The 24,555-nt window shown below is 27.4% G+C and carries 24 protein-coding genes and 5 tRNA genes; 24 read left to right on the top strand and 5 right to left on the bottom strand.

What is annotated here, in order from left to right; translation table 11 throughout:
- Positions 1-14 precede the first annotated feature (14 nt).
- The 9 genes from dnaB to NWE74_RS11455 all read left to right on the top strand — a co-directional run bounded on the left by dnaB (position 15) and on the right by NWE74_RS11455 (position 4,676).
- Positions 15-1,343, top strand: coding sequence for a replicative DNA helicase (gene dnaB / locus NWE74_RS11495; protein ID WP_258243266.1), 1,329 nt, complete (start codon positions 15-17; stop codon positions 1,341-1,343).
- A gap of 213 nt (positions 1,344-1,556) precedes the next feature.
- Positions 1,557-1,862, top strand: a complete 306-nt coding sequence (locus NWE74_RS11490) for a hypothetical protein (RefSeq protein WP_258243265.1) — start codon at positions 1,557-1,559, stop codon at positions 1,860-1,862.
- Between the two features lie 78 nt (positions 1,863-1,940).
- Positions 1,941-3,230 carry an adenylosuccinate synthase gene (locus NWE74_RS11485; RefSeq protein WP_258243264.1) on the top strand — a complete coding sequence of 430 codons (1,290 nt, stop codon included), beginning with the start codon at positions 1,941-1,943 and terminating at the stop codon, positions 3,228-3,230.
- 284 nt (positions 3,231-3,514) lie between these two features.
- Positions 3,515-3,590: transfer RNA gene (locus NWE74_RS11480), tRNA-Lys, on the top strand.
- 5 nt (positions 3,591-3,595) lie between these two features.
- A tRNA-Glu gene (locus NWE74_RS11475) sits at positions 3,596-3,670 on the top strand.
- 7 nt (positions 3,671-3,677) lie between these two features.
- A tRNA-Val gene (locus tag NWE74_RS11470) sits at positions 3,678-3,753 on the top strand.
- A gap of 13 nt (positions 3,754-3,766) precedes the next feature.
- Positions 3,767-3,843 (top strand) — tRNA-Asp (locus NWE74_RS11465).
- A gap of 18 nt (positions 3,844-3,861) precedes the next feature.
- Positions 3,862-3,936: transfer RNA gene (locus tag NWE74_RS11460), tRNA-Thr, on the top strand.
- Positions 3,937-4,031: 95 nt separating this feature from the next.
- Positions 4,032-4,676: a pentapeptide repeat-containing protein gene (locus tag NWE74_RS11455; protein WP_258243263.1), complete on the top strand. Its 645-nt coding sequence runs from the start codon at positions 4,032-4,034 to the stop codon at positions 4,674-4,676.
- 149 nt (positions 4,677-4,825) lie between these two features.
- Here NWE74_RS11455 and NWE74_RS11450 read toward each other — a convergent pair whose 3' ends face one another.
- Both NWE74_RS11450 and NWE74_RS11445 read right to left on the bottom strand, forming a co-directional pair.
- The gene (locus NWE74_RS11450; RefSeq protein WP_258243262.1) at positions 4,826-5,818 is read right to left on the bottom strand and encodes an ATP-binding protein; all 993 of its coding nucleotides are present in this window, start codon (positions 5,816-5,818) and stop codon (positions 4,826-4,828) included.
- A 9-nt stretch (positions 5,819-5,827) separates the two neighbouring features.
- Positions 5,828-6,886, bottom strand: a complete 1,059-nt coding sequence (locus NWE74_RS11445) for a DnaD domain protein (protein WP_258243261.1) — start codon at positions 6,884-6,886, stop codon at positions 5,828-5,830.
- Positions 6,887-7,035: 149 nt separating this feature from the next.
- Between NWE74_RS11445 and NWE74_RS11440 the strand changes: the two genes are divergently transcribed.
- From NWE74_RS11440 to NWE74_RS11425, 4 genes are all read left to right on the top strand, one after another.
- Entirely contained in the window at positions 7,036-8,505 is a 1,470-nt protein-coding gene (locus tag NWE74_RS11440; protein WP_258243260.1) for a M1 family metallopeptidase, read from the top strand.
- 88 nt (positions 8,506-8,593) lie between these two features.
- The gene (locus tag NWE74_RS11435; RefSeq protein ID WP_258243259.1) at positions 8,594-9,388 is read left to right on the top strand and encodes an MBL fold metallo-hydrolase; all 795 of its coding nucleotides are present in this window, start codon (positions 8,594-8,596) and stop codon (positions 9,386-9,388) included.
- Positions 9,389-9,422: 34 nt separating this feature from the next.
- Positions 9,423-9,902 carry a 23S rRNA (pseudouridine(1915)-N(3))-methyltransferase RlmH gene (gene rlmH / locus NWE74_RS11430; RefSeq protein ID WP_092727488.1) on the top strand — a complete coding sequence of 160 codons (480 nt, stop codon included), beginning with the start codon at positions 9,423-9,425 and terminating at the stop codon, positions 9,900-9,902.
- 124 nt (positions 9,903-10,026) lie between these two features.
- Positions 10,027-11,286, top strand: coding sequence for a DNA cytosine methyltransferase (locus tag NWE74_RS11425; protein WP_258243258.1), 1,260 nt, complete (start codon positions 10,027-10,029; stop codon positions 11,284-11,286).
- 24 nt (positions 11,287-11,310) lie between these two features.
- On the opposite strand, the gene NWE74_RS11420 is transcribed toward NWE74_RS11425, so the two are convergent.
- Positions 11,311-11,958 carry an HNH endonuclease gene (locus tag NWE74_RS11420; protein ID WP_258243257.1) on the bottom strand — a complete coding sequence of 216 codons (648 nt, stop codon included), beginning with the start codon at positions 11,956-11,958 and terminating at the stop codon, positions 11,311-11,313.
- A 555-nt stretch (positions 11,959-12,513) separates the two neighbouring features.
- Here NWE74_RS11420 and NWE74_RS11415 point away from each other — a divergent pair.
- The 9 genes from NWE74_RS11415 to NWE74_RS11375 all read left to right on the top strand — a co-directional run bounded on the left by NWE74_RS11415 (position 12,514) and on the right by NWE74_RS11375 (position 20,923).
- Positions 12,514-12,714 carry a hypothetical protein gene (locus NWE74_RS11415; RefSeq protein ID WP_258243256.1) on the top strand — a complete coding sequence of 67 codons (201 nt, stop codon included), beginning with the start codon at positions 12,514-12,516 and terminating at the stop codon, positions 12,712-12,714.
- Between the two features lie 54 nt (positions 12,715-12,768).
- Entirely contained in the window at positions 12,769-13,011 is a 243-nt protein-coding gene (locus tag NWE74_RS11410; protein ID WP_258243255.1) for a hypothetical protein, read from the top strand.
- Between the two features lie 28 nt (positions 13,012-13,039).
- Complete coding sequence (locus NWE74_RS11405) at positions 13,040-13,522, top strand: hypothetical protein (protein WP_258243254.1); 483 nt, start codon at positions 13,040-13,042, stop codon at positions 13,520-13,522.
- Between the two features lie 276 nt (positions 13,523-13,798).
- Positions 13,799-14,944: a 5-bromo-4-chloroindolyl phosphate hydrolysis family protein gene (locus tag NWE74_RS11400; protein WP_258243253.1), complete on the top strand. Its 1,146-nt coding sequence runs from the start codon at positions 13,799-13,801 to the stop codon at positions 14,942-14,944.
- A 26-nt stretch (positions 14,945-14,970) separates the two neighbouring features.
- A complete protein-coding gene (locus NWE74_RS11395) occupies positions 14,971-16,119 on the top strand; it encodes a toxic anion resistance protein (protein WP_258243252.1) in 1,149 nt (382 codons plus the stop codon).
- A gap of 568 nt (positions 16,120-16,687) precedes the next feature.
- Entirely contained in the window at positions 16,688-18,226 is a 1,539-nt protein-coding gene (locus NWE74_RS11390) for a M4 family metallopeptidase (RefSeq protein WP_258243251.1), read from the top strand.
- A gap of 267 nt (positions 18,227-18,493) precedes the next feature.
- Complete coding sequence (locus NWE74_RS11385) at positions 18,494-19,117, top strand: hypothetical protein (RefSeq protein WP_258243250.1); 624 nt, start codon at positions 18,494-18,496, stop codon at positions 19,115-19,117.
- A gap of 70 nt (positions 19,118-19,187) precedes the next feature.
- On the top strand, positions 19,188-19,739 hold the full coding sequence (locus tag NWE74_RS11380) for a tetratricopeptide repeat protein (protein ID WP_258243249.1): 552 nt from the start codon (positions 19,188-19,190) through the stop codon (positions 19,737-19,739).
- 128 nt (positions 19,740-19,867) lie between these two features.
- Positions 19,868-20,923 (top strand): ABC transporter substrate-binding protein, encoded by a 1,056-nt coding sequence (locus NWE74_RS11375; protein WP_258243248.1) that lies wholly within the window; start codon positions 19,868-19,870, stop codon positions 20,921-20,923.
- A gap of 47 nt (positions 20,924-20,970) precedes the next feature.
- On the opposite strand, the gene NWE74_RS11370 is transcribed toward NWE74_RS11375, so the two are convergent.
- Positions 20,971-21,600: a GNAT family N-acetyltransferase gene (locus NWE74_RS11370; RefSeq protein WP_258243247.1), complete on the bottom strand. Its 630-nt coding sequence runs from the start codon at positions 21,598-21,600 to the stop codon at positions 20,971-20,973.
- Positions 21,601-21,730: 130 nt separating this feature from the next.
- On the opposite strand from NWE74_RS11370, the gene NWE74_RS11365 reads away from it, so the two are divergent.
- Positions 21,731-22,549, top strand: coding sequence for a MerR family transcriptional regulator (locus tag NWE74_RS11365; protein ID WP_258243246.1), 819 nt, complete (start codon positions 21,731-21,733; stop codon positions 22,547-22,549).
- A 26-nt stretch (positions 22,550-22,575) separates the two neighbouring features.
- A complete protein-coding gene (locus tag NWE74_RS11360; protein WP_258243245.1) occupies positions 22,576-23,343 on the top strand; it encodes a hypothetical protein in 768 nt (255 codons plus the stop codon).
- 138 nt (positions 23,344-23,481) lie between these two features.
- Here the strand turns inward: NWE74_RS11360 and NWE74_RS11355 are convergent, their stop codons facing one another.
- The gene (locus tag NWE74_RS11355) at positions 23,482-24,093 is read right to left on the bottom strand and encodes an acetate uptake transporter (RefSeq protein ID WP_092727469.1); all 612 of its coding nucleotides are present in this window, start codon (positions 24,091-24,093) and stop codon (positions 23,482-23,484) included.
- Positions 24,094-24,555 lie beyond the last annotated feature (462 nt).

The raw sequence follows: 24,555 nt of genomic DNA, 5'->3' as shown, positions 1-24,555 counted from the left end.
AGAGGTGATAAATTATGGAGGATATGACAAGAATTCCTCCGCATAGTGTGGAATCAGAGCAGTCAATATTAGGATCGATATTACTTGATAAAGATGCGATGATAACTGTAAGTGAAACTATAAAACCAGATGATTTTTATAAAGAAGCTCACAAAATCATATATGAATGCATGATAGTATTAAGTAATAAGGGTGAACCTATAGACCTAATAACTTTAACTGAAGAGTTAAGAAAGCAAGGACATTTAGATGATGTTGGAGGAATAAGTTATATTACAAGCCTTTCAACTATCGTACCAACTACATCAAACGTAAAGTTTTATGCTGATATAGTAAAAGAGAAATCTGTCCTTAGAAAGCTTATAAAGGCTTCTAATGACATAATAAACTTAGGGTATGATGGAGCAACAAAAATCGAAGATGTATTAGATAAAGCAGAAAAGAAAATATTTGATATATCACAAGAAAAAGCAAGTGATGATTTTAAATCGATAAATTTAGTACTTATGGATACTTATGATATGATAGAGCATCTGTATAGCAGTAAAGCTGAAATAACAGGTATTACAACTGGATTTAAAGATTTAAATAAAAAGATAAATGGACTACAAAGAACAGACCTGATATTATTGGCAGCACGTCCTGCAATGGGAAAAACTGCATTTTCACTAAATCTTGTACAAAATGCTGCCTTAAAAGGTGATGCATCTGTAGCTGTATTTAGTCTAGAGATGTCTAAAGAGCAGTTAGTTCAGCGTATGTTATCATCACAAGCTAATGTTGAACTTAAAAAGTTAAAAACAGGTAAATTAGGAGAAAATGACTGGCCTAGAATAATTGATGCTATGGCCGTTTTATCAAATGCAAAGATATATATAGATGATACTCCTGGTATAAAGATATCAGAGCTAAGGTCTAAGTGTAGAAAGCTAAAGATCGAACAAGGTCTAGATTTGATACTTATAGATTACCTTCAACTTATGGAAGGTGAAGGTAATAATGAAAGTAGACAACAAGAAATTTCTAAAATATCGAGATCATTAAAAATAATAGCGAAAGAATTGAATTGTCCAGTTGTTGCACTTTCTCAGTTATCTCGTGCTCCTGAGCAAAGATCTGATCATAGACCAATGTTATCAGACTTAAGAGAATCTGGAGCCATAGAACAGGATGCAGATATAGTTATGTTTTTATATAGAGATGAGTATTATCATCCTGATTCTGAACGAAAAAATATTGGAGAAGTTATAATAGCAAAGAATAGACATGGAGAAACCGGAGCTGTAGAATTAGTATGGCTTGGAGAAGTTCAAAAATTTGCAGATAAATCAAGAGATATGTAGAAAAATATCCACATATATCCACAGAACGTACTTTTGGCTAAATCGAAATGTGTGGATACATGTATTAAAATATTTATAAGCATTGAAAAATGCATAAAAAATTATCCACACTATCCACAGATAGCCTGTTGATAAATGTGAATAAACGAAAAAAGCAAGCTATTAGCTTGCTTTTACTGTTTATAAATACAAATTTTTTTATGGGGGAAAAATGTGTTGAATATAAATGTATTATATATATATCCAAAAATAATGGAAATAAACAGAGAAATAAATTTATTTCGAATTGTTGATAATAATATAAAAGAGACTTTAGTTATTTATGGTGAAAAAGTTAAAAAAGATTTTAAGTTGCTGATGATAAATACTATGTCAGGAGAAATTAAAAATTTAGGTTTAGTTAACGAATTAGAAATAGAAAAATATATAACTAAAGTAAAGGCGAAAGAAAACGAATTTACTGCATTAAAAGATTTGAATGAAATAGAAAAATACATATTAAACCTATCGATAAATTAAAAAAGTTTGAAAATATATCGAATGTTTGATAAAATGTATTGGTAAAGTGTTCGAATATATACAATAGAGGTGAATTATATGAAAACAGTAGCAATTGTAGGATCTCAATGGGGAGACGAAGGAAAAGGTAAAGTTATAGATTACCTTGCTACACAAGCGGATGTAGTAGTAAGAGGACAAGGTGGAAACAATGCAGGACATACATTAGTTGTAGACGGAAAGAAGTTTGCACTACGTCTTATACCATCAGGAGTATTAAATCCTAAAACTATAAATGTAATAGGTAACGGTATAGTATTTGATCCAAAAGGATTTTTAGAAGAAATAGAGACTTTAAATAAAGAAAATATAGATACAACAAACATAAAAGTAAGTGATAGAGCGCACGTTGTGTTCCCATATCATAAAGAGTTAGATGCACTAGCAGAAGAAGCTAGAGGAGATAACAAAATAGGAACTACTAAAAAAGGTATAGGTCCTTGTTACATGGATAAAACTGAAAGATCAGGAATAAGAATATGTGACTTAATGGATAAAGAAATATTTGCTAAGAAATTAAAATTACAAATAGATGCTAAAAATAAATTAGTTCAAGGTGTATATGGAAAAGAAGCTATGTTTGATTTCGAAACTATATACAATGAATATTTAGGATATGCTGATCAAATAAGAAAGAATGTTGCCGATACTTCAGTTGTAGTATACGATGCGATAAAAGCAGGTAAAAAAGTACTATTTGAAGGTGCTCAAGGAACATTACTAGACTTAGACTTAGGAACTTACCCATACGTTACATCTTCTCATCCAACATCAGGAGGATTCTCTATAGGAGCAGGTGTTGGACCAAATATGATAAAAGATGTTGTTGGTATAGTTAAAGCTTATACTACAAGAGTTGGAGAAGGACCATTTGTTACTGAATTAGATAACGAAGTTGGAGAAAAGATAAGAGTTCAAGGTCGTGAGTTCGGAACAGTAACTGGAAGAGCTAGAAGATGTGGATGGTTTGATGCTGTAATAGTAAAATATGCAGCTAGAGTTAACGGAATAACAAGTATATCATTCATGTTATTAGACGTTTTAAGTGGATTTGATAAGGTAAGTATATGTACAGGATATAAGTTAGGAGATGAAGTAATAACTGATTTCCCAGCATCATTAGAAGATTTAGCTAAATGTGAACCTGTATATGAAGAGTTAGATGGATGGAATGAAGATTTAACTACTGTAGAAAAATACGAAGACCTTCCAGAAAATGCTAAGAAATATATAGCTAGAATAGAAGAGTTAGTTGGAGTTAACATAGATATGGTTTCAGTTGGACCAAATAGAGCTCAAACTATAATAAGAAGAAATATATTCGCTTAATATATAAATTTTTATAAAAAATGTAGTGGTATTTTATCACTACATTTTTTATTTTTTTATTTAAATTAATATAAAAAATTTAAAAAAATTTAAAAAAATAGTATAAAATATATTCAATAAAGTAAATTATTAAATATAAATATAAGTTATTTACAGGATTCTAGGCTATATTCATTAAACTGATAAAAAAAAATAAAAAAAATGTAGAAAAAGTGTTGACGAAATTATAAACCCATAATATAATAGTCTTTGTGAGTGAGAGAAACACCCACGAAAAAGAAGATGATCCATTAGCTCAGTCGGTAGAGCACCTGACTTTTAATCAGGGTGTCCCGCGTTCGAGTCGCGGATGGATCACCATTTTTGGCTCATTGGTCAAGCGGTCAAGACACCGCCCTTTCACGGCGGTAACAGGGGTTCGATTCCCCTATGAGTCACCAATATCCCGGGACTATAGCTCAGCTGGGAGAGCACCTGCCTTACAAGCAGGGGGTCACAGGTTCGAGCCCTGTTAGTCCCACCATTTATATAAATGCGGCCTGGTAGTTCAGCTGGTTAGAATGCCAGCCTGTCACGCTGGAGGTCGAGGGTTCGAGTCCCTTCCAGGTCGCCAATTTAATATATTTTTTATGCTAGTGTGGCTCAACGGTAGAGCAGCTGACTTGTAATCAGCAGGTTGTAGGTTCGATTCCTATCACTAGCTCCAATCAAAACTCTTAGTTTATCTAAGAGTTTTTTTTATTTTCAAATTATGTTATATTTAAAAAGTAAAAAAATTAATTAAGAACGGATGATGTAAACATGGCTAAAAAAATAAAAATTCAAAGCCCAAAAATTCCAAAAGAATTAGAAGTAACAAATGATATAATAGATAAAATTTGGGAAGAAGAGAAAATAGAAGATAAAATTATAGAAAATACGACAATACAATCAATTTCAGAAGTAAGAGTTAGGTTTAACACATGTGTATTTAAAAATGTAAATTTTGATGATTGTGATTTTAGAAAAATAGATATGATTGATGTAATATTTGATAATTGTAATTTATCTAATATTAATTTTGGAGATAGCGGAATATATAGAGTTGAATTTAGAAATTGTAAATTAACTGGTGCGAGATTTGATGATTCTATTTTAAAAAGTGTAGTTTTTAAAGAAACTAAAGGACTTTATTCTAATTTTTCATTTTCAAAGATAAAAGGTGTTAGTTTTATAGAATCTGATTTTCAAGGATCTGTATTTCAGGATGTAGAAAATGAAACTTTAACAATAGAGTCGACAAATTTTAATAGTGTTGTGTTTAGTGGAATTTCTTTAGATGGAGTTGATTTTTCAACATGTAGTATAGAAGGCGTAGAAGTTGGGTTAAAAGATCTTCATGGAGGGAAATTTACAGTAGCTCAGGCTTTAGAATTGAGTAAATTAATGGGGATAACTATCGTATAGATAAAAATTATATTATCCACAAGTAAATTTGTAAATTTTATAAAATTGAGCTGTGGATAAATAATTATATTGGTTACGTAGTTAACTATATGATATTTATTAACACTTTGGGTAAAAAATAAGTAGAAGAAAATAAAGGATTATTTCTTCTACTTATATCTTTCCCATCTTAAATCATTACCAACAAATTTAGTTATTCTAAATTTATCCAAAATCCTAGATAAAGTTCTTTGAGTATAAACTTTTCCAAGTTGGGCAGGTGTTAGGTTTGTTGAGATTATTATTTTTTTTCCAGCAACTAATCTAGTATTAACGATATTAAATATTTCACCACTTGTAAATGAATTATTAAGTTCAGTTCCTAAGTCATCTATAATAAGTAAATCACAGTCAAATAGATTTTTATAATTTTGATCAGCTAATTTATTATTAGGATCTTTTCTAAATTTATAATCCTCTATAATCTCTAGTATTCTAAATGAAGTCTGATAAATAACAACATAACCTCTATCTAGTAAATCCTTAGCTATGCAGTTACACATATAAGTTTTTCCTAAACCTGTAGAACCATAGAATAATAAATTCTCTTCATTATCTTTATCAAAATCAAGTACAAATTTCTCGCAAATAGAGAATATATCTAACATATTTTCTCTGGGTGACATTTTAGCACCTTCTGGTCTAACAGGTGAAAATATATCAAAATTAAAATTAGCAAAATTTTCGTTATTTAAAACCCTATCTAAGTTAGACATCCTGTACGCCTCATTGATAATTTCTTGTTTGAAGCATTTACATTTGTGACCATTTGTTAAAAAACCAGTATCTTTACAGTTATCACAAGAATATTTAATTTCTAGATAATCTGAAGGAACGCCATATTTAATAAGTAATTCATCTTTTTTAGATTTAAGTTCAGTTATCTTTTCTTTAGATTCATTAACTATTTTTTCTCTAGAATTAGGATCTAATAATACTGCTTTAGCAAGTTTTAATCCAATTTTAGATATTTCATCCTCAATATTTTGTATTTCAGGTATTCTTGCATATACTTCTTTTTTTCTATTTTCTAACTCAAGTTCATCGAGATCTCTTCTTTGTTCATATTTCATAAGTATATCTCTAATCTTGCCATCGTTCATTTAACTCACCTACCTAAACTTCTCTTTCTGACTTTTTTCTATTATTTCATCTAATTCCTCAGATGTATATTGTGTAAATGTCTCATTAAAATTATGGAACTTAGTTTTTTTATAAGTATCTCCATTTGTACTAGAATTAGATACATGTTTAGTAGATGTTTCTTTAGGTTTTTGAGATTCCTCAGAAATTTTTAAATCATCTAAATTCCTTATGTTCTTAGTGTTCCAGCTTTTTATAATACCATTTATATAAGAAACTGATGGATTTGAAACATTTTTAGACTTAGAGCAAGCCTCTAGTATAAGCTCAATATCCATATTAAATTTATCAAACCATTCATCTATTAATTGTTTTTCAGCTCTAGAAGGTTGTCTAGAGAAACCTAATTCATTAAATATAGTTTTATATAACATATAACGTTCACTTCTAACAGCAAAACTATCTTTAACTTCTTCTGGAGTATATAAATTAGCATCATACCAATTCCTAATGATACCTTCTATATATTTTACAGGCTTAGAAGAACCAGTTTTAGCTTTAACATGTTCATAAGCGCACATTATCATGTCACTACTCATATTGTATTTATTCATCATTTCTAAAATACTAAGCTTTTCTCCCTGGTCAAGATATCTTCCTACAGTTTGATTTATAGAATTAAACATTTTTCTAATATTTTCATTTTCTCCAACTTGAACAATACTGTCAGAGTTTGACTTAATAGATTTTGTATTAACTGAAATATTTTCTGTGTAGATTCTTTTTAAGTCTAAAAACTCTATAGAAAAATCAAAATCATCATAGCCTTCATTTTTATGCATTTTAACTATTTTTTTACCTTCCCAGAATTTCCAAGCAGATATTACATCAGAAAGAGGTACATTTAAATTTTTTGCAATAGAATTATTATCAAACTTAGGATTAAAACTGGAATCACAAGCACTTTTATATCCAAGAAGATAAACTTTTACGTATAACCCGTCCGCCATTGGCATAAATATATCTATAAAGATATTCGCAATAGAAGTTTCACCTAAGTCAATTTCATTAACTTCCTTATAAAACATTTAATCACCTCATTTTAAATTATATCATAATATCAAAAATTTAATTACATGCTACAATAGCCAAAGAAAATTATATCACAAAAACTTGGTACAAATTTATCTTGTAGAAAAAAATTCAAATTATTCATATTAAATAGGAGGGGGATAATTTGGTAATAAACTTCAACAAAAAAGTAAGAAAAATTCTATCGATAGTAGTGGCGTTGACCATATTGATAGGAGGGGGTATATACACCCAAAGAAGCAAAAAAGGTGTACAAACATTTAGTCCTAGTCAAGAAAAAGGCATAAATAGATACAGCATGGATGTAGTATTTGATGATGAAAGTAAACGATTAATGTGCAACCAAAATGTAGAGTATATAAACAATACTGAAAACACATTAGATAAAGTTTATTTCCACATATATCCGAATGCATTCTCCAAGAAAGAATATGCTCCTTTTGAAAAAGAAGAAATGAAACAAGCATATCCTAATGGGTTTAATGAAGGATATATAGATTTAAAAAATGTTTTAAATAATGATAAGAAATTAGAATATAAAATTGAAGGTGACAAGAATGATTTACTAGAGATAAAATTGGCCAAGCAACTAAAACCAGGGGAAAAAGTGTCTATAGACATGAAATACAATGTAAAAATTCCAAATTCAGAAGGTAGATTTGGATATGGAAAAAATACAGTAAATGTAACAAATTGGTTCCCTATAGCATGTGTAAATGATGATAGAGGATGGAATTTAAAAAGCTATGAAACAGTAGGGGATCCATTTTATAGTGATACAGGAGATTTTTATGTGAAAATATTAATACCTACAAAGTATAAGATGGGTTGCACAGGAAACGTAGTTAATGAGAAAAGAGATAGAGAAAAAGTTCTTTATGAGGTAGAGGCTAAAAAGGTTAGAGACTTCGCTTTTGTATTAAGTACTAAATTTGATATAAACAGAGATTCATACAAAGGAATATCTATAAATACATATAATTTAAATGGCAAAATGTCAGAGGATGCAACAAGTATAGCAAAAGATTCAATTAGAATATTTAGTGATTTATTTGGAAAATATCCATATGATACATATTCAGTAGTAGCTAGTGATTTCTTTATAGGTGGAATGGAATATCCAATGCTAGTTATGATAGATCAAAGCTTATATACACAAAAAGACAAATTTTTATTAGAATATGTAATAGCTCATGAAACAGCACATCAATGGTGGTATTCAGTTATAGGTAATGATGAAATAAGTGAGCCGTGGCTAGATGAGGCTCTAACTGAATATTCTACAGTTTTATATTTTGAAGAGAAGTATGGCAAAGACATATATGAAAAACTAATAAAAACAATGGAAATACAAACTAAGCACCATTTAAGTGAAAATATATTTAAGCCTACAACAAAATATAAAAACTCAATTGATTATAGCTTGAATGTGTATACTAAAGGGGCATTAGCTTTTGATGCAGTTAGAAAAGAAGTTGGAGATGATGTATTTTTCTCTACACTAAAAGAATATTTTAATAAATATCAATATCAAAATGTAAATGCAGCTAAGTTTGTAGAGTTATGGAATAGTAAGGGGATAGACATAGATAAAATAATAAGGGAATACAAGTAAATTTTAACTAGAGCATTAAATTTTTATTTAATGCTCTTATTTTTTGGTATAATATAATTTATGACTATGATAAAAACGAGGTGACCGAATGCTAAAATACTGTTCAATAGGAAGCGGAAGTAGTGGGAACTGTCATTATGTTGGATATAAAGATACATCGATATTAGTAGACGCAGGTCTTAGTGGTAAAAGAATAACAACAGGACTTAATGATATAGAAGCAGATATAGATAAAATAAAAGGGATATTTATAACGCATGAGCATTCAGACCATATAAAAGGTGCTGGAATAATATCTAGAAAATTTAATATACCTATATTTGCAAATGTAAAAACTTGGTGTGCAATGAAAGATAAATTAGGTGATATTAAAGACCATAACATGAAAGTTTTTGAAAATGATAAGACTTATTCTCTAGGAGATATAATAGTAAGACCATTTTCAATACCTCATGATGCGGCTGATGCAGTTGGATATAATTTTTATGCAGATAATGAAAAAATGTCTATAGCAACAGATATAGGTACAATAACAGAAAATTTAAAAAGACACTTGTATAAGTCAAAATTAGTTATACTAGAGTCAAATTATGATCCTAATATGCTTTTAATGGGATCTTATCCATATAGCTTAAAGAAAAGGGTAATGTCGGAAGAAGGGCATTTATCAAATGAGGATGCAGCTAACTTCTGTGTTGAGCTTATAAAAGAAGGAACGGAAAGAATATTATTAGCTCACTTAAGTAAAGAAAATAATTTTCCAGAGTTAGCATATGAAACATCAAAGGGAATACTAACTCAAAATGACATAATAGTTGGACAAGATGTTAAGCTAGATGTTTTATCTAGAGATGAAGTATCACATGTCTATAATATAAAATAGATAGATTTAACTGAACGGATTAAGGAGAAATAATATGAATATTACAGTAATAAGTGTAGGTAAATTAAAAGAAAAATATTTGAAATTAGGAATAGAAGAGTTTTCAAAGAGATTATCTAAGTATTGTAAATTAGATTTAATAGAATTAGATGATGAAAAATGTCCGGAAAATTTAAGCCCTAAGGATATGTTAATTGTTAAGGATAAAGAAGGTAAAAAAATTCTTGGGAAAATAAAAAATAATAGTTATGTAATAGCTCTTGCTATTGATGGTAAGAATCTATCTTCTGAAGAGTTAGCAGATACTATAAGCAAGTTAGCTGTTAGAGGTAACAGTCATATAACTTTCATAATCGGTGGGTCTTTAGGGCTTTCTGATGAGGTTTTAAGCAGAGCTGATTATAAGTTATCTTTCTCTAAAATGACTTTTCCTCATCAGTTGATGAGATTGATTCTTTTGGAACAAGTTTATAGAGCGTTTAGAATAAACAATAATGAACCGTATCATAAATAACAGAGCACGAATTTGTAATAATCATAATTTAAAACAGTAATTTAATGATGATATGACTTATTTTTGATAGATATTCCAGAAAAGGATATAATAGTGTGTATAGAGACTATCAAAGGAGAAAATAATGAACAACAGAAAAATATCCATACCAAGATATATTCAGATAAAAAAAAAGCAGAAGAAAAAAAACAAAAACACATCTATTTTAAATAGATTAAGAAGAAGTGCGAAAAATTTAAAATTAAAAAAGACTAATAAAAAATATATATATAAAACCATAGATTTATGTGCAGGTATAGGCGGAATAAGAAGAGGATTTGAATTAACAGGAAGGTGTGAAAATATTGCTTCTTGTGAAATAGATAAGTATGCATGTATAACATATGAGCATATATTTGGAGAAAATCCATTTGGAGATGTAACATCAGAAGAATTTAAGGCAAAACTTGAAAGTACAAATTATGATATCTTAGCGGCAGGATTTCCTTGTCAAGCATTTAGTAGAGCTGGCCAACAACAAGGTTTTTTAGATGAAGTTAGGGGAACTATATTCTTTGATATTGCAGATATATTGAAAAGAACAAGACCAAAAGCATTTCTATTAGAAAATGTAGATAACTTACTATCTCATAAAGGAGGCCAGACTTTTAAAACGATCTTAAAGGTACTGATAGATGATTTAGAATACGATGTAGTAGGTGCAACTAAAGATTTAGCTGGAAATATTTTATTTGATAGAAGTAGCTTTATTAGAAATTCAAGAAACTTTGGTATTCCTCAAAATAGGCCAAGAGTATACATTGTAGGATTTGATAAAAGAAGATACAATAAAAATATAGATAATATACCAGATAAGTCATTGCCAGAGAAAAGAGAAGTAAGTATATACCAAGACTTAAATGACCTGATAGAGTATAAGGCAGAAAAAAAATATTATTTAGCTCAGGGATACTTAGATACATTAAAGCAACATAAAGAAAATCATAGCAAAAAAGGGAATGGATTTGGGTATGAAGTAGTAAACAAGAAAGATAAAAAATATCTTTACTCAAATGCAATACTAGCTACAGGTGGGTCAGGCAAAGAAAGAAACCTAATATATGACTATCAAGATGATATAGGTGGTCAAATGTATGGTGCTAAAAAAACACCACTAAATCATGAAGGAATAAGGATGATGACACCACGTGAGTGGGGGAAACTTCAAGGTTTTATAAATTATGCATTTGTTGAAGATGGTATAGATAAGTTCTCATTTCCTAATGGAATAAGTGAAACTCAACAATATAAGCAATTTGGAAACTCAGTTACAATATCTACGATAGAAGAAATGGCTAAATATATAGTTAGAACACTAGATTACTTAGAAAAGAGAATAAGATAATATAATATCTTATTCTCTTTTGATTTATATAGAGTAGATATATCCACCCATAGGGAATTCAGAAGAAGGTTTAACCCATTGTATATTCATATTATTATCCTGACGAATTTTTCTAAGAGTTCTTTCCCAGTCTCTTAACCCACTTATCATTTGCAACTTTGTAGGTTCAATAACAATGTTAGGTCTCAGTTCAAAATATCTTTTCAATTTTTTAGAGCCACTTGACAATGTAGATATTTCTTTCATAATTTCAGATTCATCATCTGAAAAGAAATTCTTCTTACCTAGATTACACGTATTACATAGTGTCCATAGGTTATCTATTACTGTTTTTCCACCCATATCAACGGGAATTTTGTGGTCAATATGAAGTTTAATTCCATCTGCAATAGTATTACCGCATCTTTGACAAGTAGAGTTGTCTCTATGAAGAACTGCATATCTAAGCTTTTGATTTATAGGGTCACGTTTACGTCCACTATCTATAGGTATTTTGGATGTAAGTATATATCCTTTTGATGTAGTCTCTATTTGCCAACCATCATCAGAACGTAAAGACCTAATAGATCTCTGCCAGTCATGTACATTAGCAATAGCGCTTAACGAATCTCTATCTAATTCAATACCAACGTTTTCTAAAAAATAAGTTAGTAATCTTTTCTTTGCACTCATACTAACACCTCCTATATGAAATATTATAACATGATTGCAATAAGTGATATTAACAAAATAGACAAGATAATAAGGATAATTAATATGAAAAGAAAATACAAACAAATAATAATAGAGCAAAAACTTTAGAAAAAATAAACAAATGTATAAATTGATATCAGATAGGATATTAGGGAAAGAACTACTATTTACATAGATGATACAGAAGATAAAAATAGATACATAGTAGAAATACATTTTGAAGATTGTAACTACTATGAAATAGAGTTAACAGATGAAGATACAGTATATGAAATAGTTGAAAATCTTCTAAATAACCTAGTATTAGAAAGGTTTATGAATAAGCAAAATCCTGAAGTAAACTGGAATAATGTAAGATACTTTGGAAAAGAAGAAAGAGAAAATCGAAGTAAATAAAGCTATAAATAGATATTATAAAAATGAAGAATATTTATGCTAGATAGATGATTTCTATAGAAGCATAAAAATATTTGAAGAGATGTCGCAATAAAAGTAACATCTCTTTTTTAATACAAAAATAAAGGAGAGAGTAAAATGATTCTAAATCTATGGAATGAAAAAAGAGATATGTATTTGGTACAAGATTTACCAGAAGAAGTAAAAGAAGCGATAGTAACGAATCTACAAATACTAGAAGAAAACTATGGGTCAGAAAGATCAAATGAAAATTTAGGAGGATATGCAATAAATGATGACATAGAGAAATTAAAGTATATACCACAAGAGCTAAAATAGGATCTTTAACTAGCAGAAGGAGAGCCAATACCATTTGAAATAGTAAACGAAGTAATGCGAAGATTTCAAGAAGTATTCTTAGGAATGAGTACAAGTCAACAAAGGAAACAACTAATACATTTACTAGTTTCAAAGATAACAATAAATAAGGAAAGAGAAATAGATAGCATAGAAATACAAATAAATGATGATGTGATAACATACTTAATGAAGGATGGGTTGCTTAAAGAACAAGGTAACCCATCCTTTTTGCATTTGCTAGGAATGAATTGTGTAAATTTGAAAATAATTATATAATAAAGTAAATTATAAGGGGGGATAGATAATGAATAATTACATAGATGAATTACAGATAAAGGAGAAGTTAGGTATAGAAAATTGGAGGCAATTATCAAAGGAAAAGGTAGTTGAACTTATTCAAATGAGTCCTAATATAGATAAAGAAATATACTTAGGTATATTGGAAAATATACCTAATATAGTGGAGAATAATAAGGTAATAGTTGAAAGTATATCTGATATAATTTCGAGCAATAAGGAGATATCTAATAATAGCAATAATTTATATATGCACATGCTGGATACTTTAAAAGAAATTAGTAAAGATGCAGATGAAACAGAAATAAAAAAAGAAATAATAAATTTAATGAATGATATAAGACAAGATATAAAAGAAATCAATGATAAATCAATACAAGATGCTATAGAATTACAAAAAGATGCTATGAATAAATTGGGACTAGCACTAGTTGGAATGTTTGCAGTTTGTGGAGTTGGGTTTGTTATAAAAAAAGGATTAAGACTTTAAAAACTGTGCTCCGAAGAGTATGGTACGGAGAACAGTATCACAGGTAAGTAAGATTTAAGCCTTAGGCATTGACATAAATTGCCTAAGGCTGTTTTTATAATTAAAACTAATGTATCATAAGTGATAATGTATTCATAAAATATAGGTATTATATTCCTTATAAGTTAGCGGTTACAATTAGCTAAATTATAAGATATAATAAACTTAAAATATTAACATAATAGTATATATCTAGGTTTATGTTAATTATAATAAAAATAATCTGGAGGCAAGATAATGAATAAAAAGGATTTTTCTGATTTAGAAGATCAAATTATGTCTACAGTTAGCAATGCACTTAAAGCAATAGATTTTGCTAATTTGAAAAGGGATATTACCGATAAAACTGAGGATACCTTAAATCAATTTAAATCAAAGTTTAATGGATATAGTGAAAAATATATGATTTTAAATAGAAAATCTAAAAATGATGTATCAGCATATATCAGTAAAAGACCAGCTGGAAGTATATCAGGGATACTTTATATATTATTCGGAGTGATTGGAAGTTTAGTTTTTGGGTTTTCAGTGCTAACAACTCTAGTATTTAAGATGTTATTTAGTAGTGTTGTTATAATAAGCAGCAATATTATTTTGGCAATTGTATTTTTATTCTTTGCAGTAAGTTTAGGTTTATTGTTAAGGGGAATTACTTTAAGAAAAAGAGTAAAGCGTTTTAAAAAGTATGTAAGATTTATTGACAATAATAGTTATTTTTTAATTAGTGATTTAGCGAAATTTTCTAAAGAAAAAGAGAGTTTTGTTATTAAAGATTTAAATAAAATGATTAACTTAGGTATGTTTTTAGAAGGACATATAGATGAAGAAAAAACTTATTTTATGTTAAATAATGAAGTCTATAGTGACTATTTAAATTTAAAAAAACAACAAATAGCTAAAGAAATTAATAATGAAAAATCAAATGAAGAAATATATAATTCAGAAAAAGAAGAAAAAGAATCTATTATCAGAGTAGGAAGAAGTTATATTGAACAAATAAAACAAATAAGAAATGATCTTTATAAAGAAGAGATAGCTATAAAGTTAGATAAATTAGGAAATATTGCAAATCAAATACTTAGTCAGGTTGAAAAGAATCCTAAAAAGATACAAGAAGTTAATAAATTTATAAATCATTATCTTCCTATTACTATAAAATTAATTAATTCATACAAAGATATAAATAATCAATTAATTCAAGGCGAGAATATAGAAAATGCTAAAATAGAAATTGAAAAGAGTATTGATCTCATTAATACCGCTTTTGAAAATTTATTAGATGATTTATTTGAAGATGTTGTTTTAGATGTTTCTACAGATATTTCTGTTCTTAAAACATTATTTAAACAAGAGGGATTAGTAGAAGATGATTTTAAAAAGTAAGTTTTAAATAAAAGGGAGGTATTAAAATGAATGATGAATTCAAAGGAGAATCTATTGATATAAAACCAGAATTAACTTTTAAACCATTCCAAGAGGAAGTAGTTGATATAAAAGTAAAAGAAGAAAAAACAGAAGAAAAAATAATTAATGAAATTCAACTTACAGAAGAAGAACAAAAAATGGTTGATCAATTTGTAGATAAAATACAGATAAATAATTCAAATTCTATTTTACAATATGGAGCAGGTGCTCAAAAGAAAATTTCTGATTTTTCACAATCGGCATTGAATAATGTAAAAACTAAAGATTTAGGTGAAATTGGAGAAATACTATCTAGCGTAGTTCATGAATTAAAGAACTTTGAAGAATCTGAAGAGAAAAAAGGAATTTTAGGTATTTTTAAAAAAGGTAAAGATAAGATTTCGCAAATGAAAATAAAATATGAGGATGTAGATAATAATATAGGGAAAATGTGTAACATTCTTGAAGCACATCAAATACAGCTTTTAAAAGATATTGCTATGCTAGATAAGATGTATGAAATAAATAAGGCATATTTTAAAGAGCTTTATATGTATATATTAGCGGGGAAAAAGAAACTTCAAAAACTAGAAAAAGAAGAACTTCCTAAATTACAGGAAAAAGCAAAAAATAGTGGTAACCCTCAGGATGCTCAGGAATTAAATGATTTTGTTGCTCTTTGTAATCGATTTGAAAAGAAAATTCATGATTTAGAATTAACTAAAATGATTTCTTTACAAATGGCTCCTCAAATTCGTTTAATTCAAAATAATGATTCATTGATGTCTGAAAAAATACAATCTACGATTATAAATACTATTCCACTTTGGAAAAATCAAATGGTTTTATCACTTGGAGTTGCCCATGCGGCTAATGCTGCAAGAGTTCAAAGAGAAGTAACAGATATGACAAATGAACTTTTACGCAAAAATGCAGAAATATTAAAAACTTCAACTATAGAAACTGCAAAAGAGTCTGAAAGAGGAATTGTTGATATTGAAACACTTAGAGCTACGAATGAATCATTAATTTCAACTCTTGATGAAATACTTAATATACAAACAGAAGGACGTCAAAAACGTAGAGAAGCTGAAGCAGAATTAATAAATATTGAAAATCAATTAAAAAATAAACTTTTAGATTTTAAATATTAGTATGTATTTAAATTATATAAATAAACCAACAAAATAAGCATTTGATATAAACCGTATCACAAGTAAGTGATACGGTTTTTTATGTGATTTTTCATGATTAATTTATATAGACTAAATCTATTAAAAATACAGTATATATAGAAAAAAGTTAGTTTTCTAAAAATTTCCAAAAATATAGTTGACAATCTAACTATATACAGATACTATCATAGTTAAAGAATTAACATAATTATATTTAAAAGTAACAAAACCAATTTATATACATAATCAATTTTAATCTATGACAAATCTTTAAACCTCAATAATTTTTATCAAAATAAATATACGATTTTCAAATTATAATTTATTATTTGTAAAGCTGATATAATCAGTGTTTACGTTAAATATAAATGATTTTATTATGAAAGTATTTATCTGAAATTGCTAAGACACATAAAGAAGTTCAAAACAATCTTATGCTTGACTAATATTAGCGCCCTCTTAAACTTAATGTTATTTAAGTATAAGGTTGATATTTTTTACATAATTAATTAGTTAAAAAAATAACAAGAAAAGGGGATGGGTTTTAATGTTCAAAAGAAATTTAGCTATTTTAACAATAGCAGGGTTATCATGTGGGATTTTAGCACCAACAGCAAGTTATGCAGATAGTCAAACAAAAGAGGAGTTACCACAAGTATATAATGTTAAGGCAGACAAAGATTTAAATGATGTGCTTAAAAATATGCCTGATGATTATAAGGTAAAAGAGAATGCAGATCAATATGAATTAGTTAAAAAAGAAAAAGATGATTTAGGATTTACGCATTATACTTTAAAACCTAAAGCAGAGGGATATTTTGCAGAAGCCGCTGAAGTTAAAATACATACAGATAAGACAGGAAATGTTGTTTTTGTAAATGGAGATTTAGACCAGGGGAAATTGGAAGTTAAAAATGAAACTAAAATAGATCAAGATAAAGCTATTGAATTAGCTTTTAAATCAATAGAAAAATCACGTGATGAAGTTAAAAACCTATCAGGTAAAGATGCTGTACAGGATGCTAAAGTTGTTGTTGATGAAAAAATAAATAGAGCAGTTTATGCTTTAGACCTAGCGTACACTTTACCAGAGGCAGCGCACTGGATTATTAAAGTAGATGCAGAAAATGGTAATATAATTGAAAAGCAAAATGTATTAGAAGAAGCTTCACAAGTAACAGGTAGTGGTATAGGTTCAGATGGACAAGTTAAAAGTCCTCTAAAAATGACTGAAGATAACGGTAAGTATGTATTATTAGATACTACTCATAAAGGAAAGATAGGAACTATGGGATTTGAATCTTTCCAAGGTGATAACATAATTGGAAGCCTTATCTCAAATATAAAAAGCTTTTTTGATCAAGATAAATTTAAGGCAGCTGTAGATGCTCACTACTTTACAGATCAAGTTTATCAATACTATAAAGATGTTCATAATAGAGAAAGTTATGATGGAAAAGGATCAGATATAAATTCTTATGTACATGTTCCTGATCCAGAGACAGGAGGAAATTGGAGTAATGCAGCTTGGACTGGTGCAGAGATGATTTATGGAGATGGAGATCAGGTAACAGAAAATGCTTTTACAGCAGCTGATGATATTATTGCACATGAGATAACACATGGAGTTACATCATCATCAGCGGATTTAGTTTATAAGTACCAACCAGGAGCATTAAATGAATCTTTCTCAGATGTATTTGGATATTTTGTAGATAGTGATGATTGGACAATGGGAGAAGATTTATATAAAGTACCTAATAGTGCTATAAGAGATTTAAAAGATCCTAAAAAATATGATCAACCAGATCATATGAAAGACTATAAAAATTATAGTATAAAATATGATAATGGTGGAGTTCATATAAACAGTGGTATACCTAACAAAGCAGCATATAATACTATCACTAAATTAGGTAAAGAAAAATCAGAGCAAATTTATTATAGAGCTCTTACTAAATACTTAACAAGACAATCAAACTTTTCAGATGCTAGTCATGCTTTAATTCAATCAGCAAAAGATCTTTATGGCCAAAAAGACGCTGATGCTGTTAAAGCTGCGTGGAATGAAGTTGGTGTAAAATAATTTAATATACAAGTAATGTTATATAAAAAATATTTAAATCAAATTAATATAAATAGTACATGCATAAATGTGTAATCTATGAAAAGCCGTATCACAAATAAGTGATACGGCTTGTTGTTGTTTAATAGATTTATAAGTATGTGTTTTAACTATTGAGTCTTCAATAATGACTATTCAGGTAAATTTTATTGAACTTAATTCTTAAAAATGTAATACTATCTAAACGAGTTACAATGACTTATAAGATAAAATGGGGGAATATAAATTATGAGTAATTATAAAATTTTATCAGAAAAAATAAAACAAGCATTTGAAGGATTTTGTTTTTATGAAGAAATTGATTACTGTATTGATATAGATATAGAGTTAACTGACCAAAATAAATTAAAAAATAGGCATTTTGGAATAGATAGCTTTCCATCTAAAATGAAATTAAATTCACCATATAAAATATTAGATGTATTTTGGGATTTAGAAAAAAATAAAAAAAATTACTTAATGCAAGAAGATAAGTTCTTGAGAGCATTATTGCTTACGATGAATTGTAGTAATGATATAGTAATATCTTGCGGGTCTAGTTATGAGGATCATAAAAAATATTTTAAACAAGTATTAAAAAGAGATGAATTAAAGATGCTTGATAAAATAAAACATAATGTATTTGACTTGAATAGTATTGATATTGACTATAAAGTTATAGGGGCATTAGTCAAATTAGCATTAAGAGAACGAAATAATTTAGCTGTATACATGTTAGATTTAGAAATAGCATTTTATATAGATGGTTTATATAGTGATGTATATTTAGGTGAAAATGGTAATTTAGACATAGTAGAATATATTTGTAACGTAGAAGGTTTATACATTAGAGATAGATATATAGAAGAATAAGAAATATATTAATTAATATATAGAGGAGGCGAGTATTATTAATAGAAGTCAAAAATTAAAAATAAAATATATGTTAACTATAGTAGTTTGGATTTTTATTTGTACGTTGGTAATTATAACTTTATGTGAATATAATATTCCAATATTAATTCCTTTTATATTTATATTTTTATTAATTCCAGGAAGAGTTCAAGGATATTATTATAAAAATCAATTTAGAGGAAGAAAATTATTAGATAGAAAAAATTATAAAGAGAGTATTAAATATAATAAAATATTTTTAGAGGATATAAGGCAAAATACTTGGAAGAAGAAGTTAATACATCTTTCTGGAGCAGTTTACAGTAAGGATATAGAAGCAATGACTTTAAATAATTTAGGGTCAGCATATCTAGAGCTAGGAAATCTAAAGTCAGCAGAAACTTGCTTTCAGCAAGCAATAAAATTAGATTTATTATATCCAATACCATATTTTAACCTTAGTTTAGTAGAATGTATAAAAGGAAATATAGAACTAGCAGAAATATTTTATCAAAAATCAGTAGAATTAGGATTTAAGCAAACAACATTTGATAAATTAATTCAAAAAGGTCAGCAAATTTATGCAGAAATAGAAGGTTAAATTTTGATGATTACTAATTATATCAAGAATTGGGTTATTATAAAATATACGATGGCATAAATAAAATAGATTTCTAATGACTAATTTTGGGTATTAGAATAATCGAAAAAGCAGAAAGGAATTATAATATGAATAAAATATTAAAATTATTAAGTTTATCGATTTGTATATTAATGATAAGTGTATTTTTTGTAGGATGTGGTAAACAGTCTTCTGAAAAAATAAACTTTCTTAACTATGGAGAAAACATAGACGAGGAAACTTTAAAAGAATTTGAAAAGCAATACGGTATAAAAGTTAATGTTGAAACTTTTGATGATATGGAAACAATGTATCAAAAAATCAGTAAGGGCGGAGTAAAATATGATGTTATTTTAGTATCAGATGCTCTGATGCCTAGAATGATTGAAAAGAAGCTTGTTAGAACTTTGAATAAAGATAATATTCCTAATATATCTCAAATGGATGAAGAGTACTTAAACTTAGAAATAGATCCAGGGAATAAATACTCAGTTCCTTATATGTTTGGAACAGTAGGGCTTATTTATAATAAAGATGTAGTAAAAGAAAAAGTAGATAGCTGGGATATACTATGGGATGAAAAATATAAAGATAAGATATTTATGTTTGACACTTATAGAGATACGATGGGAGCGGCTTTAAAGAAATTAGGATATTCTTTAAATACAACTGATCCAAAGGAAATTGAAGAAGCCAAAAAATTATTGTTAAATCAAAGAAAATTAGTAAATCCAATTTATGGAGTTGATAATGGTACAACTATGATTCCAGCAGGTGAATCTGATATAAATATGATTTGGTCTGGGGAAGGATTAAATCTTCAAGATGAATATCCTAATTTAACTTATGTAGTACCAAAAGAAGGTGCAAACTTCTGGATTGATAGTTTATGCATACCTAATAATGCGGAAAATATTGAAGGTGCTGAGAAGTTTATAAATTTTGTAAGTGATAAAGAAAGTGCGTTAAGAATAGCTGATGAAATAGGATATACTACTCCAAATAAAGAAGCTAGAGAAGAACAACCAGAAAATGTAAAAAATAATCCAAATGCATATATGCCTAAAGAAATAATGGATAGATGCGAAATCTATACGGATTTCCCTATGGATGTTAAAAAAATATATGATGAGGCATGGACAGTTATAAAATCAAGCAACTAAGTAAAAGAGGAAAGGGGGAATAATACCTTCCCTCTTTATTTTTATAATTAAAATTTATATCCATATAAAAATACACTAAGGTTAGTCTTAAATGATTCAAAATAGATGTTTTTCTCATTAATACGTTTAAAGTTTTGGCTATCATAAAAACCATAATTACATCTAGTGTCAGTATATAGATATAAAGAATTTACATTTGTATTTTTCATATAGTTAAATAATTGAGATACTAAAGTTTTACCGACTCCAAGACCTCTAGATTCTTGTGAAACAATAAATAGTTGAATACAACCTTGAAAATCTTTTTCTTTTCCTGCGATTATTTCTTTATAAGTATCTTTAATCTTAGAAAATTCTTTTAAAGAGTGTTTATTTTTTCTACTAGATAGCATAAGTTTAGCTCCTGTAGTTAAGAAATTTAAGCTATTATGAAATTTTCTAATTTTATTTTTATCTTGATCTGACTTTCCTAGGATTATTCCTATAACTTTATCGTTTTTTACCGCTACTCTGCTATAAGTACTATCTAAAATACATCCTTCTAAATATATAGTTAAAACCAAGTCTAATAACTTTTCATCTTTAAGAAAATCACTGAAACCAAATGCATCACAAATAAGTTTTTTTATTTGCTCATAATCACTTTTAGCTAACTCTCTATACATTACTTTTTCCATATCTTAAATCACCTTTCTATATATATAAATTTTTAAATCATATTTTGTTTAAATATCTTATAATTATAGTAAGGTCTCCCCTAAAAGGAGAGTCAATAATAATTTATAAAATACTAAGGAAGTGGGTAGTATGAAAAGTTTATTTTCTATTGGTGAGGTTTCAAAAATAAAAGAAATTACTATAAAAGCTTTAAGATATTATCATAAAATGGGAATACTTATACCTAAATATATAGATGGAACAACAGGATATAGATACTATTCAATTGAACAATTTATTTATATAGATGTAATTAAGGGGTGCAGGGCTTTAGGAACTAGCATATCAGAACTGCAAGAAATCTTTAAAGAATGTGATACAGAAAAATTATTGGAATTTTTAGATATAAAGAAGAAAGAGGCTAAGGAAAATATAAAAAAAATGGAAGAGGTAATACAAAATATAGATAAATTAAATGATAGTGTTAAAAATTCTAGAGAGATTTTAAGTAATGGTGAAATAGAAATTAAATATTTTAAAGAACGGCATATAGTTGTAGCACCCTGTAAAGAGTCAGGATGCTTAAAAGAATTACTTTACTACTCTGATTTAGATAAGATAATTAAAGAAAAGGATATACAAATTAGAATAGAGAAGGGAATTATATATAATGTAAGTTCTTTAGAAGAAGTAAAGCCTGTATATGTTTTTAGTGAAATCAAAGAAGGTATAAATATAAATAATGAGGAGAATATAAAAATTTTACCTGGAGGTAACTACCTAACATTATCTTATAGTAAAGATAATGAAGATGAGAGAGTTTGGAAAATTATTGAATATGCAAAACGAAATAATCTAAAAGTAAACAGTTTTATAGAAATGGAGTTGTTTAATGACTTCTTCAATATTGATTCTTATAGTTGTCAAATTCAAATGCTTATTGAAAATAACCGCTATTTTAAAGAGTAAATTATAATATCATTAGAGAGGTATATATGAAAAAATTATTAGAAAATTATAAAGATGTTATTCAAAAATTACCCTTTAAAGATAAATATGAAAAAAATGACTTATTGACTGAAGACTTCCTAATTGATAAAAGTGATAATATAGAAATATATTATGCACCTCATAACGAGTACTTAAATTCAAAAGCAAAAATATTTATTATAGGTATTACACCAGGATTTCAACAAATGAGTACTGCCATATCTACTGCAAAAAAAGAATTAGACAAAGGTGAAGATATAGAAACTATTAAATACAAGTGTAAGGTTGCTGGTAGGTTTAGTGGAAGTCTAAGAAAAAACATAATTAGTATGTTGGATGAAATAAAGTTAAATGAAGCTATGAATGTAAAAAGCTGTATTGAGTTGTTTGAGGAAAAAGATTATCTATTACATACAGTATCGCTTATACCATATCCTGTTTTCGTAAAAAAACAAAACTATTCAGGACATACACCTAAGTTATTAAAAAGTGATTTTTTAATGAAATATATATATGAAGATTTTATACAAGAATTAAAAAGTATAGAAGATTTTAAGCATATATTATTAATACCATTAGGAAAAGCAGTTGAAGAAGTTCTAGATAAGCTAAGTGAAGAAAATATTATTAGCGAGAATCAAATACTTAAGGGATTTCCACATCCATCAGGAGCTAATGTAAATAGATTAGTTCAATTAGAACAAAATAAAGAAAGTTTAATTAATCAAATAAGAGACAAAATAAAGAAAGAAATTATATTTCAAGATAAATAGAATTTATTTTATAAAAAGAGCCGTATCAATTACAACTGATACGGCTCTTTTATGGTTTTTATATGAATTTTAAGTAAGTGTAAAAAATTTATAATCTATATTTATTAATATAATTTTAAATTTTTATATAATTAACAATTATTTTTTGAATATACCGAATGGCTTTCCAACTGGTAAAAATTCTCTACCAAAGTGAGTATTTAATACAGCAGCAGCAGAACCATAGAATGATGCTATTGCTATTAATAACTCAGAATATGCTGCAAGTTGATGAGTAGCATGTTCCATTACTCCAAATGTAGTTAATGTTAATCCTAAGAATAAAAAGTCTATAAGTACGAAAATTATAAATAATACCTTGTGAGTTTCCATTGCTCCTATAGTCATAAATAATGTAAATATTAAATATCCTAAGTAAGCGAAACCTAATTGTTTAGGATCAACAGCAGCTGCTAATTCAGGTCCAAATACTCCATTTTGTATTAACCATGTAAATCCAACTGCATACCAGAAGAATGCATATCCACCGAAAGCAGTAGCTCCGAATGTATTGTTATGTTTGAAATCATTTATAGATGCAAATAATTGAGCTGTAGCACCTAAAAATATAGCCCATGGTAAAACTAATGATACTCCTGAAGTTATTCCTAACTTTTGAGTTGAAGCAACTAATGTAATCATTGCTAAGCCGAAAAGTCCTAATGCTGAAGGATCAGCTGTTACAACTTTTACCTTTGTTTCATTTGTCATTGGTAATCCTCCTAAAAGTCTAAATCTTTTGATTGTGTAGTATCTTGTATACAAAATACTTATCTATGATATCATAATATTAATAACAAGTACATAAAAAAATATTAAATTTATAATTGAAATATCAAAATATTAAATTTTTAGTAAAAATTAAAATTTTAGACTAAAAATTTTAATATAAAATTATATAAATAATTGAAAATTAAAAAATAAGTTTCCTATTTTAATATAAATTTTTATACTAATTATTAAAAGTATAGGTAAAAATTTATAATTATATTCATTAAATGCAGTATTTACTATTCAGTATACAAAAAAAGATATAAGTCGAAATAATGTGAATTTACAAAAATTAACCAAATTAAAAATATTATTTTCATAGTTCTATAAAAATAAAGAATAAAAGATTTTTTACAAGAAAAAATTAAGTTAGAAATAGAACTTTTAATATATGTAAAGATT

The organism is Romboutsia lituseburensis (assembly GCF_024723825.1).
Lineage (GTDB): Bacteria > Bacillota > Clostridia > Peptostreptococcales > Peptostreptococcaceae > Romboutsia_F > Romboutsia_F lituseburensis_A.
Note: the sequence above shows the minus strand (reverse complement) of the source record. Positions and strands in the feature narration are given on the sequence as shown.

Bases quoted from the DNA above. Each gene is read 5' to 3' on its own strand.
- dnaB (WP_258243266.1), top strand. From the start codon at position 15: ATGGAGGATATGACAAGAATTCCTCCGCATAGTGTGGAATCAGAGCAG.
- NWE74_RS11485 (WP_258243264.1), top strand. From the start codon at position 1,941: ATGAAAACAGTAGCAATTGTAGGATCTCAATGGGGAGACGAAGGAAAA.
- NWE74_RS11455 (WP_258243263.1), top strand. From the start codon at position 4,032: ATGGCTAAAAAAATAAAAATTCAAAGCCCAAAAATTCCAAAAGAATTA.
- NWE74_RS11450 (WP_258243262.1), bottom strand. From the start codon at position 5,818: ATGAACGATGGCAAGATTAGAGATATACTTATGAAATATGAACAAAGA.
- NWE74_RS11445 (WP_258243261.1), bottom strand. From the start codon at position 6,886: ATGTTTTATAAGGAAGTTAATGAAATTGACTTAGGTGAAACTTCTATT.
- NWE74_RS11435 (WP_258243259.1), top strand. From the start codon at position 8,594: ATGCTAAAATACTGTTCAATAGGAAGCGGAAGTAGTGGGAACTGTCAT.
- rlmH (WP_092727488.1), top strand. From the start codon at position 9,423: ATGAATATTACAGTAATAAGTGTAGGTAAATTAAAAGAAAAATATTTG.
- NWE74_RS11425 (WP_258243258.1), top strand. From the start codon at position 10,027: ATGAACAACAGAAAAATATCCATACCAAGATATATTCAGATAAAAAAA.
- NWE74_RS11420 (WP_258243257.1), bottom strand. From the start codon at position 11,958: ATGAGTGCAAAGAAAAGATTACTAACTTATTTTTTAGAAAACGTTGGT.
- NWE74_RS11415 (WP_258243256.1), top strand. From the start codon at position 12,514: ATGATTCTAAATCTATGGAATGAAAAAAGAGATATGTATTTGGTACAA.
- NWE74_RS11410 (WP_258243255.1), top strand. From the start codon at position 12,769: ATGCGAAGATTTCAAGAAGTATTCTTAGGAATGAGTACAAGTCAACAA.
- NWE74_RS11405 (WP_258243254.1), top strand. From the start codon at position 13,040: ATGAATAATTACATAGATGAATTACAGATAAAGGAGAAGTTAGGTATA.
- NWE74_RS11400 (WP_258243253.1), top strand. From the start codon at position 13,799: ATGAATAAAAAGGATTTTTCTGATTTAGAAGATCAAATTATGTCTACA.
- NWE74_RS11395 (WP_258243252.1), top strand. From the start codon at position 14,971: ATGAATGATGAATTCAAAGGAGAATCTATTGATATAAAACCAGAATTA.
- NWE74_RS11390 (WP_258243251.1), top strand. From the start codon at position 16,688: ATGTTCAAAAGAAATTTAGCTATTTTAACAATAGCAGGGTTATCATGT.
- NWE74_RS11385 (WP_258243250.1), top strand. From the start codon at position 18,494: ATGAGTAATTATAAAATTTTATCAGAAAAAATAAAACAAGCATTTGAA.
- NWE74_RS11380 (WP_258243249.1), top strand. From the start codon at position 19,188: ATGTTAACTATAGTAGTTTGGATTTTTATTTGTACGTTGGTAATTATA.
- NWE74_RS11375 (WP_258243248.1), top strand. From the start codon at position 19,868: ATGAATAAAATATTAAAATTATTAAGTTTATCGATTTGTATATTAATG.
- NWE74_RS11370 (WP_258243247.1), bottom strand. From the start codon at position 21,600: ATGGAAAAAGTAATGTATAGAGAGTTAGCTAAAAGTGATTATGAGCAA.
- NWE74_RS11365 (WP_258243246.1), top strand. From the start codon at position 21,731: ATGAAAAGTTTATTTTCTATTGGTGAGGTTTCAAAAATAAAAGAAATT.
- NWE74_RS11360 (WP_258243245.1), top strand. From the start codon at position 22,576: ATGAAAAAATTATTAGAAAATTATAAAGATGTTATTCAAAAATTACCC.
- NWE74_RS11355 (WP_092727469.1), bottom strand. From the start codon at position 24,093: ATGACAAATGAAACAAAGGTAAAAGTTGTAACAGCTGATCCTTCAGCA.